Source organism: Nocardiopsis deserti (genome assembly GCF_008638355.1).
Classification (GTDB): domain Bacteria; phylum Actinomycetota; class Actinomycetes; order Streptosporangiales; family Streptosporangiaceae; genus Nocardiopsis; species Nocardiopsis alborubida.
Genome location: NZ_ML703350.1, coordinates 115,303 through 135,715 on the forward strand (window position 1 = coordinate 115,303; position 20,413 = coordinate 135,715).

20 protein-coding genes are annotated in these 20,413 nt (G+C 73.6%); 9 read left to right on the plus strand and 11 right to left on the minus strand.

The features are described from left to right. Nucleotides 1–37 precede the first annotated feature (37 nt). Both treZ and FYW99_RS07830 read left to right on the plus strand, forming a co-directional pair. Nucleotides 38–1,846, plus strand: a complete 1,809-nt coding sequence (gene treZ / locus FYW99_RS07825; protein ID WP_150251311.1) for a malto-oligosyltrehalose trehalohydrolase — start codon at nt 38–40, stop codon at nt 1,844–1,846. 81 nt (nt 1,847–1,927) lie between these two features. Next, on the plus strand, nt 1,928–2,752 hold the full coding sequence (locus tag FYW99_RS07830) for an alpha/beta fold hydrolase (RefSeq protein ID WP_150251312.1): 825 nt from the start codon (nt 1,928–1,930) through the stop codon (nt 2,750–2,752). Nucleotides 2,753–2,766: 14 nt separating this feature from the next. Here FYW99_RS07830 and FYW99_RS07835 read toward each other — a convergent pair whose 3' ends face one another. Both FYW99_RS07835 and erm read right to left on the minus strand, forming a co-directional pair. Further along, on the minus strand, nt 2,767–3,210 hold the full coding sequence (locus tag FYW99_RS07835; protein WP_190394584.1) for a hypothetical protein: 444 nt from the start codon (nt 3,208–3,210) through the stop codon (nt 2,767–2,769). Between the two features lie 80 nt (nt 3,211–3,290). Further along, nucleotides 3,291–4,091 carry an ErmE/ErmH/ErmO/ErmR family 23S rRNA (adenine(2058)-N(6))-methyltransferase gene (gene erm, locus FYW99_RS07840; protein WP_150251313.1) on the minus strand — a complete coding sequence of 267 codons (801 nt, stop codon included), beginning with the start codon at nt 4,089–4,091 and terminating at the stop codon, nt 3,291–3,293. A 572-nt stretch (nt 4,092–4,663) separates the two neighbouring features. Between erm and FYW99_RS07845 the strand changes: the two genes are divergently transcribed. Next, nucleotides 4,664–5,362, plus strand: a complete 699-nt coding sequence (locus FYW99_RS07845; protein ID WP_150251314.1) for a class I SAM-dependent DNA methyltransferase — start codon at nt 4,664–4,666, stop codon at nt 5,360–5,362. Nucleotides 5,363–5,511: 149 nt separating this feature from the next. Here the strand turns inward: FYW99_RS07845 and FYW99_RS07850 are convergent, their stop codons facing one another. Both FYW99_RS07850 and FYW99_RS07855 read right to left on the minus strand, forming a co-directional pair. After that, nucleotides 5,512–6,273 (minus strand): phosphotransferase, encoded by a 762-nt coding sequence (locus FYW99_RS07850; RefSeq protein WP_150251315.1) that lies wholly within the window; start codon nt 6,271–6,273, stop codon nt 5,512–5,514. 44 nt (nt 6,274–6,317) lie between these two features. After that, complete coding sequence (locus FYW99_RS07855; RefSeq protein WP_190394585.1) at nt 6,318–7,610, minus strand: MFS transporter; 1,293 nt, start codon at nt 7,608–7,610, stop codon at nt 6,318–6,320. 85 nt (nt 7,611–7,695) lie between these two features. On the opposite strand from FYW99_RS07855, the gene FYW99_RS07860 reads away from it, so the two are divergent. Next, entirely contained in the window at nt 7,696–8,247 is a 552-nt protein-coding gene (locus tag FYW99_RS07860; protein ID WP_150251316.1) for an ArsR/SmtB family transcription factor, read from the plus strand. Between the two features lie 88 nt (nt 8,248–8,335). On the opposite strand, the gene FYW99_RS07865 is transcribed toward FYW99_RS07860, so the two are convergent. Beyond that, nucleotides 8,336–8,908, minus strand: a complete 573-nt coding sequence (locus tag FYW99_RS07865; RefSeq protein ID WP_394350339.1) for a pyridoxamine 5'-phosphate oxidase family protein — start codon at nt 8,906–8,908, stop codon at nt 8,336–8,338. A gap of 269 nt (nt 8,909–9,177) precedes the next feature. Here FYW99_RS07865 and FYW99_RS07870 point away from each other — a divergent pair, with 269 nt between their 5' ends. Continuing rightward, nucleotides 9,178–10,164, plus strand: a complete 987-nt coding sequence (locus FYW99_RS07870) for a beta/alpha barrel domain-containing protein (protein ID WP_150251317.1) — start codon at nt 9,178–9,180, stop codon at nt 10,162–10,164. 149 nt (nt 10,165–10,313) lie between these two features. Then, nucleotides 10,314–11,252 carry a 2-hydroxyacid dehydrogenase gene (locus FYW99_RS07875; RefSeq protein ID WP_223838855.1) on the plus strand — a complete coding sequence of 313 codons (939 nt, stop codon included), beginning with the start codon at nt 10,314–10,316 and terminating at the stop codon, nt 11,250–11,252. A gap of 54 nt (nt 11,253–11,306) precedes the next feature. Here FYW99_RS07875 and FYW99_RS07880 read toward each other — a convergent pair whose 3' ends face one another. From FYW99_RS07880 to FYW99_RS07890, 3 genes are all read right to left on the minus strand, one after another. Next, entirely contained in the window at nt 11,307–12,650 is a 1,344-nt protein-coding gene (locus tag FYW99_RS07880) for an MFS transporter (protein WP_190394586.1), read from the minus strand. Nucleotides 12,651–12,804: 154 nt separating this feature from the next. Beyond that, nucleotides 12,805–13,455 carry a nucleoside/nucleotide kinase family protein gene (locus FYW99_RS07885; RefSeq protein WP_150251318.1) on the minus strand — a complete coding sequence of 217 codons (651 nt, stop codon included), beginning with the start codon at nt 13,453–13,455 and terminating at the stop codon, nt 12,805–12,807. Between the two features lie 133 nt (nt 13,456–13,588). After that, nucleotides 13,589–14,125, minus strand: coding sequence for an NUDIX hydrolase family protein (locus tag FYW99_RS07890; protein ID WP_150251319.1), 537 nt, complete (start codon nt 14,123–14,125; stop codon nt 13,589–13,591). Between the two features lie 446 nt (nt 14,126–14,571). On the opposite strand from FYW99_RS07890, the gene FYW99_RS07895 reads away from it, so the two are divergent. Beyond that, nucleotides 14,572–14,931: an STAS domain-containing protein gene (locus tag FYW99_RS07895; RefSeq protein WP_150251320.1), complete on the plus strand. Its 360-nt coding sequence runs from the start codon at nt 14,572–14,574 to the stop codon at nt 14,929–14,931. 69 nt (nt 14,932–15,000) lie between these two features. On the opposite strand, the gene FYW99_RS07900 is transcribed toward FYW99_RS07895, so the two are convergent. Continuing rightward, on the minus strand, nt 15,001–16,824 hold the full coding sequence (locus FYW99_RS07900; protein ID WP_150251321.1) for a PH domain-containing protein: 1,824 nt from the start codon (nt 16,822–16,824) through the stop codon (nt 15,001–15,003). Continuing rightward, nucleotides 16,821–17,318 (minus strand): PH domain-containing protein, encoded by a 498-nt coding sequence (locus FYW99_RS07905; RefSeq protein WP_150251322.1) that lies wholly within the window; start codon nt 17,316–17,318, stop codon nt 16,821–16,823. Before FYW99_RS07905 ends, FYW99_RS07900 begins: the two co-directional genes overlap by 4 nt. A gap of 108 nt (nt 17,319–17,426) precedes the next feature. Between FYW99_RS07905 and FYW99_RS07910 the strand changes: the two genes are divergently transcribed. Beyond that, complete coding sequence (locus FYW99_RS07910; RefSeq protein ID WP_150251323.1) at nt 17,427–18,335, plus strand: SPFH domain-containing protein; 909 nt, start codon at nt 17,427–17,429, stop codon at nt 18,333–18,335. A gap of 15 nt (nt 18,336–18,350) precedes the next feature. Next, nucleotides 18,351–18,587: a type II toxin-antitoxin system antitoxin gene (locus FYW99_RS07915; RefSeq protein WP_150251324.1), complete on the plus strand. Its 237-nt coding sequence runs from the start codon at nt 18,351–18,353 to the stop codon at nt 18,585–18,587. A gap of 72 nt (nt 18,588–18,659) precedes the next feature. Here FYW99_RS07915 and FYW99_RS07920 read toward each other — a convergent pair whose 3' ends face one another. Continuing rightward, on the minus strand, nt 18,660–20,327 hold the full coding sequence (locus tag FYW99_RS07920) for an FAD-binding dehydrogenase (RefSeq protein ID WP_150251325.1): 1,668 nt from the start codon (nt 20,325–20,327) through the stop codon (nt 18,660–18,662). Nucleotides 20,328–20,413: the final 86 nt, after the last annotated feature.

Genomic DNA, 20,413 nt, shown 5'->3' on the forward strand with positions numbered 1-20,413 from the left:
CGGGTGACGGATGCGGGAGCCGGGTAGACCACCCTCCGTGAGCGAAGCCCAGACCACCCCGACCACGTCCGACGCCCTCACCGCCCCCGCCGTCCCGGGGGTCGGCGTCCGCGGCGACTTCGCCGTGTGGGCGCCCCACCGCGCGAGCGTCCGCCTGCGCCTGTACGGCACACAGGAGCGCGACGTCGCCATGCGGCCCGACGAGGACGGCTGGTGGCGCGCCCGGGTCGGGGACGCCGGGCCCGGCACCGAGTACGCCTACCTCCTGGACGACGACCCCCAGCCCCTGCCCGACCCCCGCTCGCTCCACCAGCCCCACGGCGTCCACGGGCCCAGCCGCGTCCACGACCACGCCGCCTTCGCCTGGACCGACACCGCCTGGACCGGACGCCCCCTCGCGGGCGCCGTCGTCTACGAACTCCACGTGGGCACCTTCACCCCCCAGGGCACCTTCGCCGCCGTCGCCGACCGCCTCGACCACCTGGTCGGCCTCGGCGTCACCCACGTCGAACTCATGCCGGTCAACGCCTTCGACGGCACCCACGGCTGGGGCTACGACGGGGTCCTGTGGGCGGCCGTCCACGACCCCTACGGCGGCCCCGACGCCCTCAAGGCCCTCGTCGACGCCTGCCACCGCCGCGGCCTGGCCGTCCTGCTGGACGTGGTCTACAACCACCTCGGCCCCTCGGGCGCCTACATGCCCCGCTTCGGCCCCTACTTCTCCGGTGAGAACGCCTGGGGGCCCTCCCTCAACCTGGACGGACCCGACTCCGACCAGGTCCGCCGCACGGTCCTGGACAACGCCCTGGACTGGCTGCGCCACTACCACCTGGACGGACTGCGCCTGGACGCCGTGCACGCCCTGCGCGACGACCGCGCCACCCCGCTGCTGGCCGAACTCGCCGAGGAGGTCGACGCCCTCGCCACCGCCCTGGGCCGACCGCTGTCCCTCGTCGCCGAGTCCGACCGCAACGACCCCCGCACCGTCCTGCCCCGCGAGGCGGGCGGCCTGGGCATGACCGCCCAGTGGTCCGACGACCTCCACCACGCCCTGCACGTCGCCCTCACCGGGGAGACCCACGGCTACTACGCCGACTTCGCCGACCCCGGGGCGCTGCCCGCCGCGCTCACCCGCGTGTTCTGGCACGCGGGCACCCGCTCCAGCTTCCGCGGACGCACCCACGGCGCGCCCGTGGACACCGCGCGCGTCCCCGGCAGCCGCTTCCTGGCCTACCTGAGCACCCACGACCAGATCGGCAACCGGGCGCGGGGCGACCGCATGGGCGAACACCTCTCCCCGGGCCTGCTCGCCTGCGGCGCCGCGCTCGTGCTCTGCTCCCCCTACACCCCCATGATCTTCATGGGGGAGGAGTGGGCGGCCACCACGCCCTGGCCGTTCTTCGCCTCCTTCACCGACCCCGATCTGGTCCGGGGCGTGCGCGAGGGCCGCCGCCGCGAGTTCGCCGCCCTGGGGTGGGCCGAGGAGGAGGTCCCCGACCCCATGGACCCGGCCACCCGCGACGGCGCGGTCCTGGACTGGTCCCAGCCCGGACGCGAACCGCACGGGCTGGTCCTGGACACCTACCGGGCGCTCATCGCCCTGCGGCGCGTGGAACCGGAGCTGTCCGACCCGCGCCTGGACCGCTTCGCGGTCGAGGCCGGCGGCGGACGCCAGCTCGTCCTGGTCCGGGGGAACCTGAGGGTGGTGTGCAACCTGGACGCCGACGGCGCGGGGGTGGAGCTGGACGCGGCCCCGCGCGAACTCCTGCTCGCCAACGGCGAGCCCAGGACCGCGGGGACCACTGTCACCGTGCCGGGGGAGTGCTTCGCCGTCCTGAGGGTGTAGCCGCGCGGGGGGAGGGTCGGAACGTCACCGCGGCGCCCTAACCTCGGTACGGTCCGCGACCCCACGACGGAAAGGCCGCCCATGAGCGAGGACGCCTGGACACTCGACCAGAGCTTCGAGGCGCACAACGGAACCGTGCGCTGGGCCCGGTTCGGAGACGGGGACCCGGTCGTGCTCATGCACGGCACGCCCTTCTCCTCCCACGTCTGGCGCCACGTCGCCCGCGCCCTGAGCACCCGGTACACCGTCCACGTGTGGGACATGCCCGGCTACGGGGCCTCGGCCAAACACGAGGGGCAGGACGTGTCGCTGGCCGCCCAGCAGGCCGCGTTCACCGCCCTGCTCGACCACTGGGGGCTGGAGCGCCCCGCCGTGGTGGCGCACGACTTCGGCGGTGCGGTGGCCCTGCGCTCGACCGTCCTGGACGGGGTCGTCTACGACCGCCTCGCCCTGGTCGACGCGGTCAGCGTCCGTCCCTGGGGCAGCGACTTCTTCCGCCTCGTCAACGCCAACGCCGACGTGTTCGCAGCGCTGCCCCCGCACCTGCACGAGGCGCTGGTGCGCGCCTACGTCTCCTCCGCCGCGTACCGCGGACTCCGGGCCGCCGTCCTGGACGCGCTCGTGCGCCCCTGGCTCGGCGCGGACGGTCAGCCCGCGTTCTACCGGCAGATCGCCCAGGCCGACGAGCGCCACACCGCCGAGGTCGAGGGCTCCTACGCCGACCTCGACCTGCCGGTGCTGGTGGTATGGGGTGAGGAGGACACCTGGCTGCCCCCGGACCGCGGCCGACGGCTCGCCGCCGCGATCCCCGGGGCGCGGCTGCGCGTCCTGCCCGGGGCCGGGCACCTGATTCAGGAGGACGCGCCCGCCGAGCTCACCGCCGCCCTCCTGGACTTCCTGGCCTGAGGGGGCCGGGCCGGTCAGCCGACCGGCCCGGTGAACACCATCTCCTCGCCGTCGTGGCGGACGATGATCCGCAGCTCCTCGCTCCCGGGCGCGATGTCGCACTGCATCGGGAACGCGTAGGAGCCCGCCTCGGTCTCGCCGAGGGTGATCTCGCCCTCGGCGGCCGTCTCGGCTCCTCCCGCCTCGCACACGGTCTCGAACTCGCCGAAACCGAGTACCCGCCCCAGGTCCGGGACCTCCACCTCCAGGGTGAAGTCCGCACGCCCGTCCTCGGGGAAGGAGACGTCGTCCACGGTGTAGACGACGTCGGCCTCCCCGCGGAACTCGTGCTCGTAGGCGCCCACGGGGTGGGCGACGCGGTACGACTCCTCGAAAACCTGCGACGACTCCTGCGCCGCGCATCCGAGCACGGGCAGCACGAGGACGAGTGACAGGGGAAGCATAAGAGGGGTGCGCATGCGCCCAGATTAGGGCAGAACGCACCCACCTCGGACGCCCGTCCGCCCGACACGGACGGGCGTGAGCGTGACGCGCGGCCTCAGCCCTCCAGCGCCCGGAAGACCTCCAGCCACTGCCCCGGGTCCACGTGCCCGACGGGGGTACCCGCCGCGACCTGGGCGCGGGCCAGTGCCCGTTCCACCCGCCGGGCGGGGTGGGCGCGGCGCAGCGAAGCCCCCAGCGACCCGCCCGCGCCCCCGAAGCCCAGCTCCACCAGACGCCGGTAGCCGCCCATCCGCCCCGGGTCCACCAGGGGCGCCCGGCGCCTGCGCAGCACCAGGATGCCCGAATCCACCCGCGGCACCGGCCGGAACCGCTGACGGTCGATCCGCCCGGCCAGCGACCACGACCACTCCGGCCAGGTCAGCACGGTCAACCGGCTCCACCGACCGAACCCGCCGGTGCGCTTGCGCGCGTACTCCAGCTGGGTGACGAGCGTGGCCGAGGCCAGACCCCGCGCGCCCAGGCACCAGCGCACGATGTCCGCGGTGCGCGCGTAGGGGATGTTGCCCACCAGGTGGAACTCACCCCGCGGCGGGCGCACCCGGGTGAAGTCGGCCCGCACCACCCGCACCCCGCTCGCGGGGTCGCGGTAGCGCGCGGAGAGCCGCTCGGCCAGGCGCGGGTCGATCTCGTAGGCCAGGACCCGCCGGGCGGCCGGGGCGAGGAAACGGGTGAGGGCGCCCTCGCCCGGTCCCACCTCCACCACCAGGTCGGCGGGGCCGACACCGGACACCGCCACCACGCGGCGGGCCGTGCCGGGGTCGGCCAGGAAGTTCTGGGAGAAGCGGCGCCGGTCGTCACCGGCACCCGTGCGACGGGAACGTTCGGTACGTGCCACGGAAGGTCCGTTCCAGCCACCCTGCGGTGGCCGACGAGGACGGGCGGCACGGACGGGCACACCACACGGCGCGCGACAGCGAAGAGGAGGTCCGGGCAGCCCGTCCGAGGGAAGAAGGGACGCGACTGTGCCTGGACCGGAGGGTCACACGGGAGAAGAGGTGTCGTCCACGGTCGCCGCCGGGTCCGCCGCCGCGCGGGTACGCGCGGGCGCGCATGCGTCAACGGCGGCGGAGCGGGGCGCCCCTCCCCACACCCCCCGGGCACGCGGTCGTGGACACGCGCGCGACGCGGACGGCGGGGCGGGGCTCCCAGCGGGCCGGACGGACCCCACCGAAGGGGGCCGCGGCGGCTGGGGCGGGGGCTACCGGCCCAGACGCGGGGACCGGGGCCGGAAGACGTGGGTGTGGCAGCTCACCGGCCAGGCGTGGGCCCGGCCGGTGATCGCCTGGAAGCAGCACATGGAGACCAACCTAGAAGCCCTCCCACGGCGGCGGCAACCGGTTTTCCCGGTGGCGGGCACGCCCGAAAAGGGCTCGCCTTCCCCGGACCGACCACGCCATACTCGCCCCCATGCCTGACTTCGCGGACTTCGACACCCGCCACTACCGCACCGTCGACGTGGCCACCGGCTACGACGGCTGGTCCAGCACCTACGAGGGCTCCGTCCTGGACGCCATGGACCTCGCCCTCCTGGACGGCCTCACCGTCCCCGACTGGTCGGCCGTCGCCCGCGCCGCCGACCTGGGCTGCGGCACCGGCCGCACCGGTTCGTGGCTGCGCGGCCGCGAGGTCGGGCGCGTGGACGGTGTCGACCTCAGCTCCGGCATGCTGGCGCTGGCCGAGAAGCGCGGCGCCCACGACAGCCTCACCCGGGGCGACGTGCGCGACACCGGCCTGCCAGGAGCCGCCTACGACCTGGTCATCGCCTCTCTGATCGACGAGCACCTGCCGGACCTGGCGCCCTTCTACGCCGAGGCCCGGCGGCTCGTCCGGCCCGGGGGGACCTGCGTGCTGGTCGCCTACCACCCGCAGTTCTCGATGGTCTCGGGGATGCCGACCCACTACACCGACGCCTCCGGCGAGGACATCGCCATCGCCACCCACGTCCACCTCATCAGCGACCACGTGCGCGCCGCCTCGGCGGCGGGGTGGCGGCTGGCCGAGATGTCGGAGGGCACCGTGGACGACACCTGGGTGGCGGCCAAGCCCAAGTGGGAGAGGTTCCGGGGCCACCCGATCTCGGTGGCCTTCGTGTGGACCGCCTCCTGACGCGGTGACCGGGGAGGTACACCGGGACCTCCCCCTCCGTCGTGATCTTGTACTCATAGCGCGCCCCGGCGCTCCAACCTCGCTACAGGTACAGGATCATCTGTGTGTGGACGCCTCTGGTCCCGCCAGCAACTTTTCCGGCCGGACCGCTAGCGCAGCAGGGCCTCCCGCCATATCCCGCGGTTGCGCTCGACGTACTCCGACGCCGGACCCCAGTGCTCGGCGTGCCCCTCCGCGTGCAGGCGCGCCCACGGCTGCACGCCTGTCCGGGCCCCCTCCGTCAGCAGCTCGTACATGCCGCGCACGCGTTGCAGGACCGCGTCGGGCAGCTCGCGGCGCTGGGCCCCGTCGCACCCGTACCCGTCGGCCAGGGCGCGCAGCCGCCGCGCGTCGCGCCGGGGGTCCCCGCCCTCGTGCAGCGGCACGAACCCGTGCGCGGCGTATCCGAGGTCGCCCATGCGCGTACCCGGTCCGGCGCCGTCCCAGTCCACGAAGGTCCAGGCGTCGCCGTCGCGCACCAGGTTCCACGGCGCCAGGTCGTTGTGGCAGACGAGTTCCTCGCGCTCGTGCGGGATGGGCACCTCCCACACCGGTTCCTCGTGGGGCCGGTACCCGGCGGTCAGGTCGTGGAGGCGGCGGATCATCCCGCCCAGCCGACGCAGCTCCCCCGGCGTCATCGGCGCCATCCGGTCCGCCATCGTCCCCGGCACGTACCCGAGCACCTGGCGGCCCCGTTCGTCCCTGCCGACCGCGGGAGGGGACGCCTCGTAGCCGCACAGGTGCAGGTGTTCGAGCAGGAGCAGTACGGAAGGAGAGGAGCGCCGCCACGGTTTGCGCACGGTCCGGCCCACGCGCACCACCTGGTCGGCGACGTTGCCGCCCTCCAGCACCTCTTCTTCGGGTGGGGTCATGGTCCTCCATGCTTCACCGCGCGGCCGGAGGAGTCCACCGCTTTTCACCGTTCCCCGTCGGCCCCCCGTTCCTCGTCGGCGCGGTGCTCCGCGGCGGCCAGGGCGGCGTCGTCCAGCCGGGCCAGCCCGATGAGCAGACCCAGAGACAGCAGACCCATGGTCGCGAACACCCAGGTCAGACCGAGGAACTCCGAGACGAGGCCGCCCGCCGCGGCGCCCAGCGGCATGGTGCCCCAGGCCAGCAGCCGGTAGGCGCTGTTCACCCGGCCGAGCAGGGGATCGGGGGTGATCCGCTGGCGCAGCGACACCGTGACGACGTTCCACACCGCTATCCCCACGCCACCCACGAAGAAGCCCGCCGCGACCAGGACGGGATCGGCGGTCACCGCGGGCAGGCCGACGAGCACGGCGAAGGTGAGCACGCTGATCCGCAACGACCAGGACCGCCCCAACAGGACCTCGACCCGAGCGGCGCCCAGGGCGCCGACAACGCTGCCCGCCGCGACGGCGGTCATGAGCAGGCCGTAGGCGGGCTCGGACAGGCCCATGGCCGAGCCCGGGCCCACCGCGAAGAGGACGAAGACGGTGAAGGCCGCACTCGTACCGAAGTTGCTGACGCCCACCATCGCCGCGAACGAGCGCAGGATCCGGTCGCGCCACAGGAAGCGCAGCCCCTCGGAGATGTCGGCGCGCAGGGTGGCGGGCGCGGTTCGCTCGGACCGGAACCGGCCGCGCACCAGCAGCAGCGCGCCCACCGCGACCAGCCACAGCGCCGCCGGGGCGGTGAACGCCACGGCCGTGCCCACCGCCACCAGCAGGCCGCCCAGGGGAGGGCCGAGGAACTGGTTCGCGGTCAGCTCGGCGGCGTGCAGCCGTCCGTTGGCCCGGGGGAGCCGGCCGCGGCCGACCAGCTGGGGCAGGATCGACTGGGCCGAGGTGTCGTAGAGGGTCTCGGTGACCCCGATGCACAGCGCCACCGCGTAGAGCAGCCAGACCGACCCCAGGTCCAGGGCCAGGGACAGTGCCAGGGCGCCGAGCAGCAGCGCCCGGGCGAGGTTGGCGCCGAGCATCGTCCGGCGCCGGTCGAGCCGGTCGGCCAGGGCGCCCGCGGGGAGCGCGAAGAACAGCCACGGAAGGGTCAGCGCGAAGGTCACCCCGGCGATGAGGGCGGGGGAGTCGGTGAAGCGCAGCGCCACCAGCGGCAGCGCCGTCTTCAGGACGCCGTCGGCGAGGTTGGACAGCGCCGAGGAGGTCCACAGGTTCCAGAAGGCGGCTCCCAGCGGAGCGGGGCGCGGCACCGGCGGGGGAGCGGCGTGCAGGGGGGTGTCGTCCGTCATGCGATCGAGAATGACAGATCGATTGGGAAATCTCAATCGATTCCCCGAAGATCGACCGAAGCCCGGCCGTTGTTACCCTCGGCTCATGGCAGAACCGGAACAGGACGGGGCCGCGCCCCGCCCGCGCACGCGACGACCGGCCACGGTCCAGGAGGCCAAGGCCCTGGCCCACCCGCTGCGGGTGCGCATCCTGCGGCTCTGCCTGACCCGGGAACTCACCAACAAGGAGCTGGCCGACCGCCTCAAGGTGAACCCGGGCACGGTCCTCCACCACGTCCGCCAGCTCGTGGACGCGGGCCTGCTGCTGCCCGCGCCCGTGCGCACCGGAACCAGCGGCGCGCTGGAGAAGCCCTACCGCGCCACCGGGGAGACCTGGTGGCTGGACGGCCCCCTTCTGGACACCGACGCCGGTTCCGCCGTCGCGCCGGTGGAGGCCTTCCAGCAGGAGCTGCGCGAGGCCGGACCGGAGTCGGTGCGCACCTACTCGCGCTTCGTGCTGCACCTGTCCGACGAGGAGGTGGCGGAGCTGGACCGCCGCATCGTCGCCGTCCTGGACGAGTACGTGGCCACCGACGGCCAGCGCTCGGACCGGCCCGTCTACGCCGGGGCGTTCCTGCTGCACCGTCCCGCCGACTGACCGGTGCCCGTGGGGCCGCCGAGGCCGCTCCCGGGCCCGCCCGGTTCCGGACCACCGTGCTCCGGACCCCTCCGGCCGGGCCGCGGGGTCAGCGCCGGTGGATCCGCCGCCCGCTCAGTCTTCCGGGCGTGATCCTGAGGACCTGGTCGCGCTGCCCCTCGGCCCAGGGGCGGGGCAGGCGGCCCTGCGGCAGGCGTGCCAGCTCGGCGGCGTCGCGGATCCACGCGCACCGCCCGCTGGCCAGCACGCTCCACCCCTCGCGGCGCTCCTCGTCGAGGCTGTCCACCTGGAAGGCGGCGTACCCGCGCGCGTGGCGCATGATGGCCCCGGCCAGCGTGGAGCGGAACACGACGCCCCCGTCGACCATCGTGTAGTTCACCGGCAGGACCGTGGGCGCCGCGTCCCCCTCGATCGTGAAGGCCACGCGCCCGATGTCGCGCGTGTCCAGCAGGTTGAAGCAGGTCTGGCGCTCCAGGACGGTGAAGCTGGCCCCGTCGTCGCCCTCGATGATGTCGGCGCCCTCCAGCAGCTCCTGCTCGTCGGCGAGGCGGTCGGTCCCCGCGTACTCGTCGGACGCCCTCCGCTGTTCCGGCGGTGCGACCGGCCCCGTGACCGACACCGGCGGCGGCTTCATCCGGTCGGTGTCCTCTGATCCAGCCATGACAAGCTCCCCCGAGAAGAGTGCCCCCGTGTCCTTCCTCCACCGTTCTCGCGGGTGGCGGGCCCGGAGGCGCGGCCCACGCGTCGTCGGCGAAGGTCCCCGCTCCCCGACTACCCCCGGGGGCGACCGGCGCAAACAGCCGGGAGGGTCCTCCCGGGCCGGAGGCGAACGGGCCCGGCCCGTTCCCGGGCGAGGCGGAATGTTTGATTCCCCCGGGTAACGGTCAACTTACTTAGGGTGAATGTCCGGCGCCTGTCAGGAGGCACAGCTTGCCCGCTCGACACACCGCCGCCCAACCCCGGCGGCCCCGGATCCTGGACGTCACCCTGCGCGACGGCGGCTACCTCAACGCCTGGCGCTTCACCGACGCCACCGTGCGCGAGCACACCAAGGTCCTCGGCGAGGTGGGCGTGCCCTACGTGGAGGTCGGCTACATCAGCGACGACCCCGGGCGCGAACCCACGCTCCAGTGCACGCCCGACCTGCTGCGCCAGGTCGGCGAGGACGCCGGACGGGCCCGCGTCGTCGCCATGCTCGGGGTGAACGGCAGGAGCCCGGAGGAGGTCGCCGCCCTGCTGCGGCCCCGCGCCGAGGTGCTCGACGTGGTCCGCCTGACCTGTCCCGTGGAGCGGCTGGACCACGTGCTCGCCGCGGCGGAGGCCGTGTGCGCCACCGGCGTCACCTGCTCGCTCAACCTCATCAGCGTCACCGCCTACGAACCCGGGGAGCTGGCCGCCGCGGCCGGGCGCGTCGCCCGGGCGGGCGTCGCCGACTGGCTCTACCTGGCCGACTCGCGGGGCGCGCTGCTGCCCGAGCACGCCGCCGAGCTCTTCGCGGGGGTGCGGGCCGCCTGGCCCGGTCTGGCGGGCTTCCACGGCCACGACAACCTCGGCCACGCGGTCGCCAACTCCCGGATCGCGCTGGAGGCGGGTTTCGACCTCGTGGACGGCTCCCTCAACGGGTACGGTCTGGGCGGCGGCAACACCGATCTGGCCGAGGCCCTGGCCCTGGTCGGGGAGGTCGACCGCCCCCGGCTGGCCTCCCTGGCCGAGCGCGTGGCGGCGGAGATGCCCCCGCCGCCGCCCTTCCAGCACCTGTATCCCCTGACCGGCTGGCGCAATCTGGAGCAGGAGTGGGCCCCCGACGTCTGGGAGGCCCACGGCGAGAACGCCGGGGAGTTCCTGCGCGGCCTGGCCTGGAAGCGCTACAGGCAGGTCGGGGAGGTCCTGGGCGACGCGTCGGCTCCCCGGCCCTGAACACCCGGTCGCAGTGCCCGCGGACCCCACCGGCGAGGCCCGCGCCGGGCGGGTCGGAGACACCGGGCAGGCCCGAGCCGCGGTCGGCGGCGCCGTACAAGCCCGCGCCGCGGCCCCGCACAACACCCACCACCCCCGGGAGGAACGGTTTGACCCAGCCCGTCCGCTGCCTCGTGCTCAACGACCGACACCCCCTTCCCACCGACACCCTGGACCACCTGTCCGACGCGCTGGAGACGCACTGGGTCCAGACCGCCGACGGTGACCTGGACCCGGCCGAGGAGTTCCGGCGCCACCCGGACACCCGGGTCCTGGTCACCACCTACACGGACCTGGGCGCGGAGAACCTGCGCCTGCTGCCCGATCTGCGACTGGTCGTGGCCACCACCACGGCTGTGGAGTACGTGGACCTGGAGCACTGCCGCGAGCGCGGCGTGGCCGTGTGCAACACCGCCGGGTACACCGGCTCCGCCGTGGCCGAGCACGCCGTCGCGCTGATGATGGCCGTGGCCAAGAGCGTCGTGCCGGTCCACGCACGCGTCCGCTCGGGCGACCTGCTGTGCGCGGGGGAGCAGGCCATGGAGCTCTCGGGAGGGACCGCGGGGATCGTCGGCATGGGCGGCATCGGCGCGGGGGTGGCGCGCATGGTGCGCGGCCTGGGCATGGAGGTCGTCCACACCAACCGCAGTCCGCGCAGGGCCGAGGGCTCCGTGCAGGTGGAGCTGGACGAACTCCTGTCGGCGTCCGACGCGGTCTTCCTCACCCTGCCGCTCGACACCGCGACCCACGGCCTGCTGGGCGCGGCGGAACTCGCCCTGATGAAGCCCTCGGCGGTCCTGGTGAGCATCTCGCCCAACGAGGTCGTCGACCCGGGGGCGCTGACGGAGGCGCTGCGCGCGGGGCGTCTGCGCGGCGCGGGACTGGACCTGGTCGGCGAGCGCAACCCCTACCCGCCGCTGGACAACCTGGTGCTCAGCTCCCGGTTCGCCGCCAACACCCGCGAGTGCCAGGAGCGGCGCCGACAGGTGTGGGCGGCCACGGTGGCGGCCTTCGTCGAGGGCCGCGAACCGCCGCACCGGATCGTGTGAGGAGGGGCGGGTAGGGGGCTGTGCCCGCCCGGCCCGCCCCCGACGGAGCGCGTCCTACCGGCCGGTCACCCGCACCGGGGTCTCGTCCAGGGAGTCGTCGCGCGTCTCACGGCTGATCAGCAGCGCCACCAGGGTGATCGCGCCGACCAGGACCAGGTAGCCGCCGACCCAGTTGAGTCCCAGGGTGCCCGCCAGCCAGGTCGCGATGTAGGGGGCGAACGAGGCGCCCAGCAGGCCCGCGAGGTTGTAGGCCACCGAGGCGCCGGTGTAGCGCACCTTGGTCGGGAACAGCTCCGGCAGCACGGCGGCCATCGGGCCGAAGGTCAGACCCATCAGGCTCAGTCCCACGATGAGGAAGGCCAGCACGCCGACCGTGCCGCCGCCGCCCATCAGCGGGCCCATGGCGAAGCCGAAGACGATGATCGCGACGGTGACCCAGACCAGGACCGGCTTGCGGCCGAACCGGTCGGCGAGCAGGCCCGCGACGGGGGTGAACACCCCGAAGAACACCACGCCCACCATCAGGAACACCAGGAACTGCGACCGGTCGTAGCCCAGGCCCGCCACCGGGTCGGTGCCAAATCCCAGCGAGAACACGGTCATTAGGTAGAACAGCACGTAGGTGGCGAGCATGATCAGCGTGCCCAGCACCACGGCGGGCCAGTTGGTGCGGAACACCTCCACCATCGGCGCCTTGACCCGCTCGCCCGAGGCGACGATCTTCGCGAAGGCCGGGGTCTCGTGCAGGGTCAGTCGGACCCACAGGCCGATCACGATCAGCAGGGTCGAGAGCAGGAACGGCACGCGCCAGCCCCAGGCCAGGAAGGTCGCGTCGCTCATGAACTGGCTCAGGATCAGGAACACGCCGTTGGCGAGGAAGAACCCGATCGGCGCGCCCAGCTGCGGGAACGAGCCGTAGAAGCCGCGCCTTCCAGGAGGGGCGTTCTCGGTGGCCAGCAGGGCCGCCCCGCCCCACTCCCCGCCCAGTCCCAGGCCCTGGCCGAAGCGGCACACCGCCAACAGCAGCGGGGCCAGGACGCCCACCTGCGCGTAGGTGGGCAGCAGGCCGATCCCGACGGTGGCGATGCCCATGGTCAGCAGAGACGCCACCAGGGTGGCCTTGCGCCCGATGCGGTCGCCGAAGTGGCCGAACACCCAGGAGCCGATGGGGCGGGCGACGAAGGCGATGGCGAAGGTGGCCAGCGACTGGAGCCGCGCCGCCAGCATGTCGCCCTCGGGGAAGAACAGCGCGGGGAAGACCAGGACCGCGGCCGTCGCGTAGATGTAGAAGTCGTAGAACTCGATGGACGTCCCCACGAGGCTGGCCGTGAGGACCTTCCTCTTGGGATTGGCCGGTGGTCCGGCCTCTTCTGGTGCGCGTGGGGCGACGTCCGTCATGGGACTTCTTTCCAGGTCAGTGGGTGCGGATGGCTGGATGCTAACTCCGCTCGCCACTGTATGAAACATTTGTCTCACTATATGGACATATGTTCCCTCTGTGTCCGTCTGGGGTTTTCCGCGGGCCCGGGCGCCACAGCGCCCGGGGCGGACCTCAGTCCTCGGCCAGGGGCCCGGGGCGCACCACCCGCGTGCAGTTGTCCCGGAAGCGTTTGACCAGCTCCCCGTTGGGGCGGTCGCTGCGTTCCACCCACTCCCGTGCGGCCTCCTCGGTCGCCCCGCCCGCGACCTGGCGCCGGTGCAGCCTGCGCTCGCGCAGGTCGTCGTCGGCCTCCACGTACCACAGCTGCGCGAACAGCCCGCGCAGCCCGGCCCAGGGCTCCTCGTCGCCCGCCAGGTAGTTGCCCTCGGTCACCACCAGCCGGGTGTGCGGCTCGATCACGTGCCGCGCGGCGACGGGCTCGTGCAGCACGCGGTCGTAGTCGGGCACGTAGACGGGGTGGCCGGTCTCGGTGAGCAGGCGGCGGACCAGGGCCGCGTACCCGTGCGCGTCGAAGGTGTCCGGAGCGCCCTTGCGGTTGCGCCGCCCCAGCCGGTCGAGCTGGGCGTTGGACAGGTGGAAGCCGTCCATGGGCAGGTACCCGGCCGTGCCCGGGCCCAGTGCGCCGTTGACCCCGGCCACCAGGTGGCGGGCGAGCGTGGACTTCCCGGCGGCGGGGGCGCCGACCAGGCCGAGCACGGAGCGGCGGGACCCGCCGGTGGCGGAGGCCAGGGCGAGGGCGTCGGCGACGAGCGGTTCGGACATGGGACGAGCCTACGCACCCCGGGGCGTGTAGGTCCCCACGGGTTCTGAACTGCGTTGGTCTTGTACTTGTAGCCGGTGTCGGCGTTCGAACCCCGCTACAAGTACAAGACCACGGCGGATGAAGCGGACCGCATCAGGGGACGTGGCCCACGTGGGCCAGCGCCTGGCGCACCAGCACGTCCTGGCCGCCCGTCATCTCCTCGCGCAGGTGCGCCCCGACCGCCTCCTCCGGGGTGAACCACACCAGGTCCAGGGCGTCCTGGCGGGGCTGGCAGTCGCCCGAGACCGGGACGATGTAGGCCATCGCCACCGCGTGCTGGCGGGCGTCGTGGAACGGGGTGGTCCCCGGCGTGGGGAAGTACTCGGCCACCGTGAACGGCTGCGGCGAGACGGGGACGCGCGGCAGTGCCACCGGGCCCAGGTCCTTCTCCAGGTGGCGCAGGAGGGCGTCGCGGATCCGCTCGTGGTAGAGCACGCGGCCCGAGACCACCGAGCGGTGGAAGCTGCCGTCGGGCGTGGCCCGCATGAGCAGGCCGACATGGGTCACCTGGCCCACCTCGTCCACCCGTACGGGGACCGCCTGGACGTAGAGGACGGGCATGCGGCCGCGGATGTTCTCCAGCTCCTCGGGGGAGAACCAGCCGGGCTGGGTGTCGGCGGTTTCGGTCATCGGGTGCGCGGCGGAGCGTTCCGGCCGTCGGCCGGGGCCCGCCGCTCCCTCCCTTCTCGTGGGCTGTCCCTGGGGTCGGCCCCGGGCCCGGCCCGTGGGCGCGGGCACGCGGGGATGCCACCTGTACCGCTTCTACCGCACTCGGGGACGGAAGGCCACGCGCGGGGGCGTGCCCGGAGTGTCCGAGAGGAGAAGTGAGGGGTCGAAGCCGCGGCTGCGCGCGGGTGCGTCCCGGCGCCCGCCGGACGGGGTGACACGGGACTGTCCCTACAGCCACATCGGCGAGATTTCGCGGGTTTTTCTCACGGAAAGCCCCCCACGGCCTCTCTGGAGAGGTTACGATCTCGTACGCGGTTGCGTAGTGGAAAGGTTACGTCCGGTGAGAGGTGGCCCGAGTGGCGAGGAATGCCCGGTTCTCTGCCCAGGAGCGTTTCCCCTGTACGGGTGTGACGGTGGTGCCCGTCCACGGCGAGGTTGACCTCGCCACCGCCGACCGCATGCGCGATCGGCTGCTCCAGGCCGCGCACGCCTCGCGGTGCGACTGCCTGGTGGTGGACATGTCCGGGCTCGACTTCTTCGACGCCAGCGGCGTCAGTGCCCTCGTGGCGGTCTACAAGAGCCTCACCCGTGAGGGGCGGCACGTGGTCCTGGCCGAGCCCGCGCCCATCGCCGCGCGCGTGCTGGAGGCGCTGGGCATGTGGCGCGTGTTCGAGATCTACCCCCTCCTGGAGATGGCGCTCACGCACACCAGCGGCCTGCGGGTCGACGGTGACCCGATCCGCAACACGGTGCCCGAACTCCCGTGACCGGGCCCCGGTTCCCGCTCCGCGCAGGGGAGGCGAACCGGGACCGCGGCCCGCGGGCCCGCCCCGGGGTCAGGGGAGGGACGGCCCGCCGTCGGCGCCCCGACCGCCCTCGTCCCCCTGTCCGCCGTACACCAGGAAGGGCGCCAGCAGCTCGGGGACGGCCTCGTCCGCCCAGGCCAGGCCCTGGCCCAGCCCCACGTCCCTGGCCGCGTACATCCCCTGGCCCGCCGCCGTCGTGGCGGCCACGTCGGCCAGGCCCAGCCTGCGCTGGAAGGGCGAGCGGTTGATCCGCCAGCCGATCACCGCCGACCGCTCCAGGGTCACTGTGTCGCGCACCGCCATCCCCTTGCGCACCACCAGGTAGCGCGGGTGCAGCCCGTGGCCCAGGCCCCGGTAGGAGCCCACCGCGTACCAGAACGCCGCCGCCGCGATCGCCACCGCCAGCACCGCCCACGCCCAGCTCGGCGTGACCTCCACCGTGCTCGTGGCCAGCGGTACGGGGATGATCTCCCGCTCCACCTCGTGCACCACGTCCCACCAGGCCTCGGCGATCAGCGTGTGCAGCCAGGCCAGCGCCCCGGAGAGCAGCACGCCCAGCACGGTGACCACCGCGGCCCGCGTGAAGCGGCGGCGCAGCGCGGTCCGGGGGTGCTCGGCGAGCGCGACGTCCAGGGGCGAGTCCGGCGTGCGCATCAGGTCGGCGGCCAGCCGCCGGGCCCGCTCCCGGGGCATGGACGGGGACAGGCGGCTCTTGGCGCTGGTCTTCTGGTCGTCCGCCGCGGCCAGCCCGGTGGCCACCGCGCGCACGTCCGCCCCGCCCGACAGCCGCAGCACGTACGGCTCGTGCAGCGTGACCCCGTTGAGGCGTCGCCCCTCCACCGACAGCGACACGCTGGTCAGCAGGCCCCGGCGCAGCCGCACGGTTCCGTCGGCCTCGCGGGTGAGGCGGTAGTTCCACCAGGTCTCCACGGCCACGGCGGTCAGGACCACCACACCGGACACCAGCAGCCCCAGCAATGTCAGGGGAACCACGACCAGGATCTGACCCATCACGAAGGAGGACATCTCCTCCGCACTGGGAAGGTTGGCCTGCTCGGAGACCCAGTCCCACCCCACACCGCCGGTCTGGGCGTTCAGGCCCAGCAGACCGGCGATGGCGCCCAGGCCCACGCCCAGGGTGGCGGTGGTCGCGGGGGCGTAGGCGAACCAGCGGCGGTCGAGACTGGCCAGTTCGGTCTCGCCGTCCTCGCCCGCGCCGTCCTCGGCGGTCTCCCCGGTGCCGGTCACGGCGCCCGCGGCGGGCGCTCCCCGGCGCAGCAGGTCGCGGCGCAGCCACTCGCCCTGCTGCGCGGTGACGTAGAGCAGCTGGAGCTGGTCGGCCCCGGCCCCGACCTTCTCGCCGGTGCCGACCGTGACCGAGCACAGTCCGAAGATCCGCACGTAGATCGGCGCCGCCACGTCGACGCTGCGCACGCGCTCGCGCGGGATGGACCGGTAGGACTTGGCGATGATGCCCGAGCGCATCTCCATGCGCTCGCCGGTGACCCGGTAGCGGGTCGCGCGCAGGCGCAGCAGGTCGAGGTAGGTCATGAGCGCGAGGAACGCCAGCGCGGCGGGGACCGGGAGCAGAGCCCACAGGGGCTGCCCGGCCACCACGAGCACGACGGTGCCCACGATCGCGCTCGGGACGAGGAACAGCCCGACGACGACGGCGCTCGCCCACACGCTGAGCGGGTGCAGCCGCTGCCAGTCGGCGGCGGGGGAGGGCTCCCCCGCCGGGACGGTCTCACCGGCGGGGGCGGCGGGCGCGGTCTCCTCGAAGGGAACGGGCGGGTCGCTCTGCCCGGACGTCGCGGGGAACTCCTCGGGGTCGGGGCGGTGTCCGTCGCTCATGTCGCGTCTCCCGGGGTCGCCTGGGTGGTGTCGGTGAGCTGGTCGGCCACCCGCGTGGCCAGATCGTGGTCCAGTCCGGCGATCTCGATCGGACCCGCCGCCGACGCGGTGGTCACGGTGACGCTGGAGAGCCCGAACACCCGCTGGAGGGGGCCGCGCGCGGTGTCCACGGTCTGGATGCGCGACATCGGGGCCACACGCCACTCCTGCCAGAGCCAGCCGCTGGAGGTGTAGACGGCCGTGTCGGTGACCTCCCAGCGGTGGACGCGGTAGCGCCACCGCGGCATGACCACGGTGATCAGCAGCCCGATCCCGCCGATCACGGCGGCGGCCGCCAGGAACCAGGCGCGCGGCGGTTCCCAGATGATCGCGGGCACCACGGGGATGACGGTGAGGACGACCGTCACGGTCAGGGACCGGGTCGTCCACCACCGGACGGCGCGCGCGTCCACGCGGTGGCGGGGCGGGCGCAGGCGGGGGGTGTCGGCGCTCATCGCGTCCACGCCTCCTTCGGTTCGGGGCCCTCACGGGCCGGGTGTCTTTTAAAAGTGATATCACAATGCTATGCTCGCGTCATCACCCAGAAGAGAACGGAACCTCAGATGACCGCTCCCGGCCAGGCCCCCACCCCGGCGCCCCAGTACAGAGAGCACTCCGCCGTGAACGTCAACGGCATGGCGATGGCGGTGGTCAGCGTCCTGCTCTTCCTCGTCGGCGTCGCCGTCGCCATCTCGCCCATCGCCGGACTGCCCGTGCCCCTGGTGGCCGTCGGCGTGGTCCTCGCGGTGGTCGGCTTCCTGCTCTTCATCGGGCTGGAGATGGTCGCGCCCAACGAGGCCAAGGTCGTCCAGCTCTTCGGCCGCTACGTCGGCAGCATCCGCACCGACGGCCTGCGCTGGGTCAACCCCTTCACCGTCCGCAAGGGCGTCTCCACCCGCATCCGCAACCACGAGACCTCCGTGATGAAGGTCAACGACGCCTCCGGCAGCCCCATCGAGATCGCCGCCGTCATCGTCTGGCAGGTGGAGGACACCGCCCGCGCCTCCTTCGAGGTGGACGACTTCGTCGAGTTCGTCTCCATCCAGACCGAGGCCGCCGTGCGCCACATCGCGGGCAACTACCCCTACGACTCCTACGACACCGACACCAGCCGCTCCCTGCGCGGCAGTGCCGACCTCATCACCGAGGAGCTGTCCAGGGAGGTCGGCGAGCGGGTCGAGGCGGCGGGCGTGCGGATCGTGGAGTCGCGCTTCACCCACCTGGCCTACGCCTCCGAGGTCGCCCAGGCCATGCTCCAGCGCCAGCAGGCCAGCGCGCTGATCGCCGCCCGCCAGGAGATCGTCGAGGGCGCCGTGGGCATGGTCGACCGCGCGCTGGTCCGCCTGTCCGAGGAAGGCGTGGTGGAACTGGACGAGGAGCGCAAGGCCGCCATGGTCAGCAACCTGCTCGTGGTGCTGTGCTCCGACCGTCCCGCCAGCCCCGTCGTCAACGCCGGAACCCTGTACCAGTGACCGCGTGAGGTGGCAGTGCCCGAGCGCAAGAAGGTGCTGCTGCGGCTCGACCCGGCCGTCCACGACGCGCTCGCGCGGTGGGCCGGGCAGGAGCTGCGCAGCACCAACGCCCAGATCGAGTTCCTGCTGCGCCGCGCGCTGGACGACGCGGGGCGGATGCCCAAGGAGGCGGGGGCCATCCCCCGCCGCGGCCGACCGCGCAGACCCGAGCCGGAGCGGCGGGAGCCGGAGGACGACGGTTCGGGGGAGTGACGGGATCGCGACGCACAGGTCCCGGGCTGGGGAGACGGTTCGGCCGCCGACCCCGCCCGGGAGGAGCGCGCGTCAGCCCAGCGCAGCCGCGGCGGCCCGACCGGCCGTGCGCCCCGAGAACAGGCAGCCGCCCAGGAAGGTGCCCTCCAGCGCCCGGTAGCCGTGCACCCCGCCGCCGCCGAACCCGGCGACCTCGCCCGCGGCGTACACCCCCGGCAGCGGGGTGCCGTCCGCGCGCAGCACCCGGGCGTCCAGGTCGGTGTGCAGGCCGCCCAGGGACTTGCGGGTGAGGACGTGCAGGCGCACCGCGATCAGCGGGCCCGCCTTGGGGTCCAGGATCTGGTGCGGGGCCGCCACCCGGGCCAGGCGGTCGCCCCGGTAGTTGCGCGCCCCGTGGATCGCCGTCACCTGGAGGTCCTTGGTGAAGGTGTTGACCATCTCCCGGTCGCGGGCCACCACCTCGCGGGTGACGGTGTCGGCGTCGAGCACGCCGTCGCCCGCGATCGCCTTCATCCTGCGGATCAGCTCGGGCAGCCGGTCGGCCACGGCGAAGTCCGCGCCGTTGCGCTTGAAGGCCTCCACCGGCCCCGGCGCTCCCGGCAGCACCCGCTTGAGGACGAGCCCGACGTCCTTCCCGGTCAGGTCGGGGTTCTGCTCCGACCCCGACAGGGCGAACTCCTTCTCGATGATCCTCTGCGAGAGCACGAACCACGTGTACTCGTGGCCGCCGCGCATGATGTGCTCCAGCGTGCCCAGGGTGTCGAACCCCGGGAAGTAGGGCGCGGGCAGCCGCTTGCCGGTCGCGTCCAGCCACAGCGAGGAGGGTCCCGGCAGGATGCGGATGCCGTGCCGGGACCAGACGGGGTCCCAGTTCTGGATGCCCTCGGTGTAGTGCCACATGCGGTCGGGGTTGACGACCCGCCCGCCCGCCTCCTCGGTGATGGCCAGCATGCGCCCGTCCACGTGCTCGGGCACGCCCGAGAGCATGTGCCTCGGCGGGGTGCCCAGGCGCTCGGGCCAGTTGCGGCGCACCAGGTCGTGGTTGGCGCCGATCCCGCCGGAGGTGACGATCACCGCCTGGGCGGAGAGCTCGAAGTCGCCGACCGCCTCGCGTCCGCTGGCCTCGCCGCGCCTGACGTCGCTGGGGGCCAGGACCGCGCCGCGCACGCCGGTGACCGTCCCGCCCGTGACCACCAGCTCGTCCACCCGGTGGCGGAAGCGCAGCGAGACCAGGCCGCGCTCGGCCGCCGCGCGCACCCGCTGCTCGAAGGGCGCGACCACACCCGGGCCGGTGCCCCAGGTGATGTGGAACCGGGGCACGGAGTTGCCGTGGCCGTCGGCCAGGTAGCCGCCGCGCTCGGCCCAGCCCACGAGGGGGAAGAACCGTATCCCCTGCTGGTGGAGCCAGGAGCGCTTCTCCCCGGCGGCGAAGTCCACGTAGGCCTCGGCCCACCGGCGGGGCCAGGCGTCCTCGGGGCGGTCGAACCCGGCGGTGCCCGTCCAGTCCTGCATGGCCAGCTCCGCGGAGTCCCTGACGCCCATGCGCCGCTGCTCGGGGGAGTCCACGAGGAACAGCCCGCCGAAGGACCAGAACGCCTGCCCGCCCAGGGACTGCTCGGGCTCCTGGTCCAGCAGGACCACGCGTTTGCCCGCGTCGGCCAGCTCCGCCGCCGCGGTCAGGCCCGCCAGCCCGGCGCCGACGACGATGACGTCGGCGCGGTCGTCTCCGCTACCACCCATGCTGTTCCCCTCAGGTCGGCCGTGCCCGGGGCACGGCGTGCGCGATGGTGACGACTGTGCCGTTGCCGGGGCGGCGCGGCAAGGGC

Bases quoted from the DNA above. Each gene is read 5' to 3' on its own strand.
- FYW99_RS07830 (WP_150251312.1), top strand. From the start codon at position 1,928: ATGAGCGAGGACGCCTGGACACTCGACCAGAGCTTCGAGGCGCACAAC.
- FYW99_RS07835 (WP_190394584.1), bottom strand. From the start codon at position 3,210: ATGCGCACCCCTCTTATGCTTCCCCTGTCACTCGTCCTCGTGCTGCCC.
- FYW99_RS07845 (WP_150251314.1), top strand. From the start codon at position 4,664: ATGCCTGACTTCGCGGACTTCGACACCCGCCACTACCGCACCGTCGAC.
- FYW99_RS07850 (WP_150251315.1), bottom strand. From the start codon at position 6,273: ATGACCCCACCCGAAGAAGAGGTGCTGGAGGGCGGCAACGTCGCCGAC.
- FYW99_RS07855 (WP_190394585.1), bottom strand. From the start codon at position 7,610: ATGACGGACGACACCCCCCTGCACGCCGCTCCCCCGCCGGTGCCGCGC.
- FYW99_RS07860 (WP_150251316.1), top strand. From the start codon at position 7,696: ATGGCAGAACCGGAACAGGACGGGGCCGCGCCCCGCCCGCGCACGCGA.
- FYW99_RS07865 (WP_394350339.1), bottom strand. From the start codon at position 8,908: ATGGCTGGATCAGAGGACACCGACCGGATGAAGCCGCCGCCGGTGTCG.
- FYW99_RS07880 (WP_190394586.1), bottom strand. From the start codon at position 12,650: ATGACGGACGTCGCCCCACGCGCACCAGAAGAGGCCGGACCACCGGCC.
- FYW99_RS07885 (WP_150251318.1), bottom strand. From the start codon at position 13,455: ATGTCCGAACCGCTCGTCGCCGACGCCCTCGCCCTGGCCTCCGCCACC.
- FYW99_RS07890 (WP_150251319.1), bottom strand. From the start codon at position 14,125: ATGACCGAAACCGCCGACACCCAGCCCGGCTGGTTCTCCCCCGAGGAG.
- FYW99_RS07900 (WP_150251321.1), bottom strand. From the start codon at position 16,824: ATGAGCGACGGACACCGCCCCGACCCCGAGGAGTTCCCCGCGACGTCC.
- FYW99_RS07905 (WP_150251322.1), bottom strand. From the start codon at position 17,318: ATGAGCGCCGACACCCCCCGCCTGCGCCCGCCCCGCCACCGCGTGGAC.
- FYW99_RS07910 (WP_150251323.1), top strand. From the start codon at position 17,427: ATGACCGCTCCCGGCCAGGCCCCCACCCCGGCGCCCCAGTACAGAGAG.
- FYW99_RS07920 (WP_150251325.1), bottom strand. From the start codon at position 20,327: ATGGGTGGTAGCGGAGACGACCGCGCCGACGTCATCGTCGTCGGCGCC.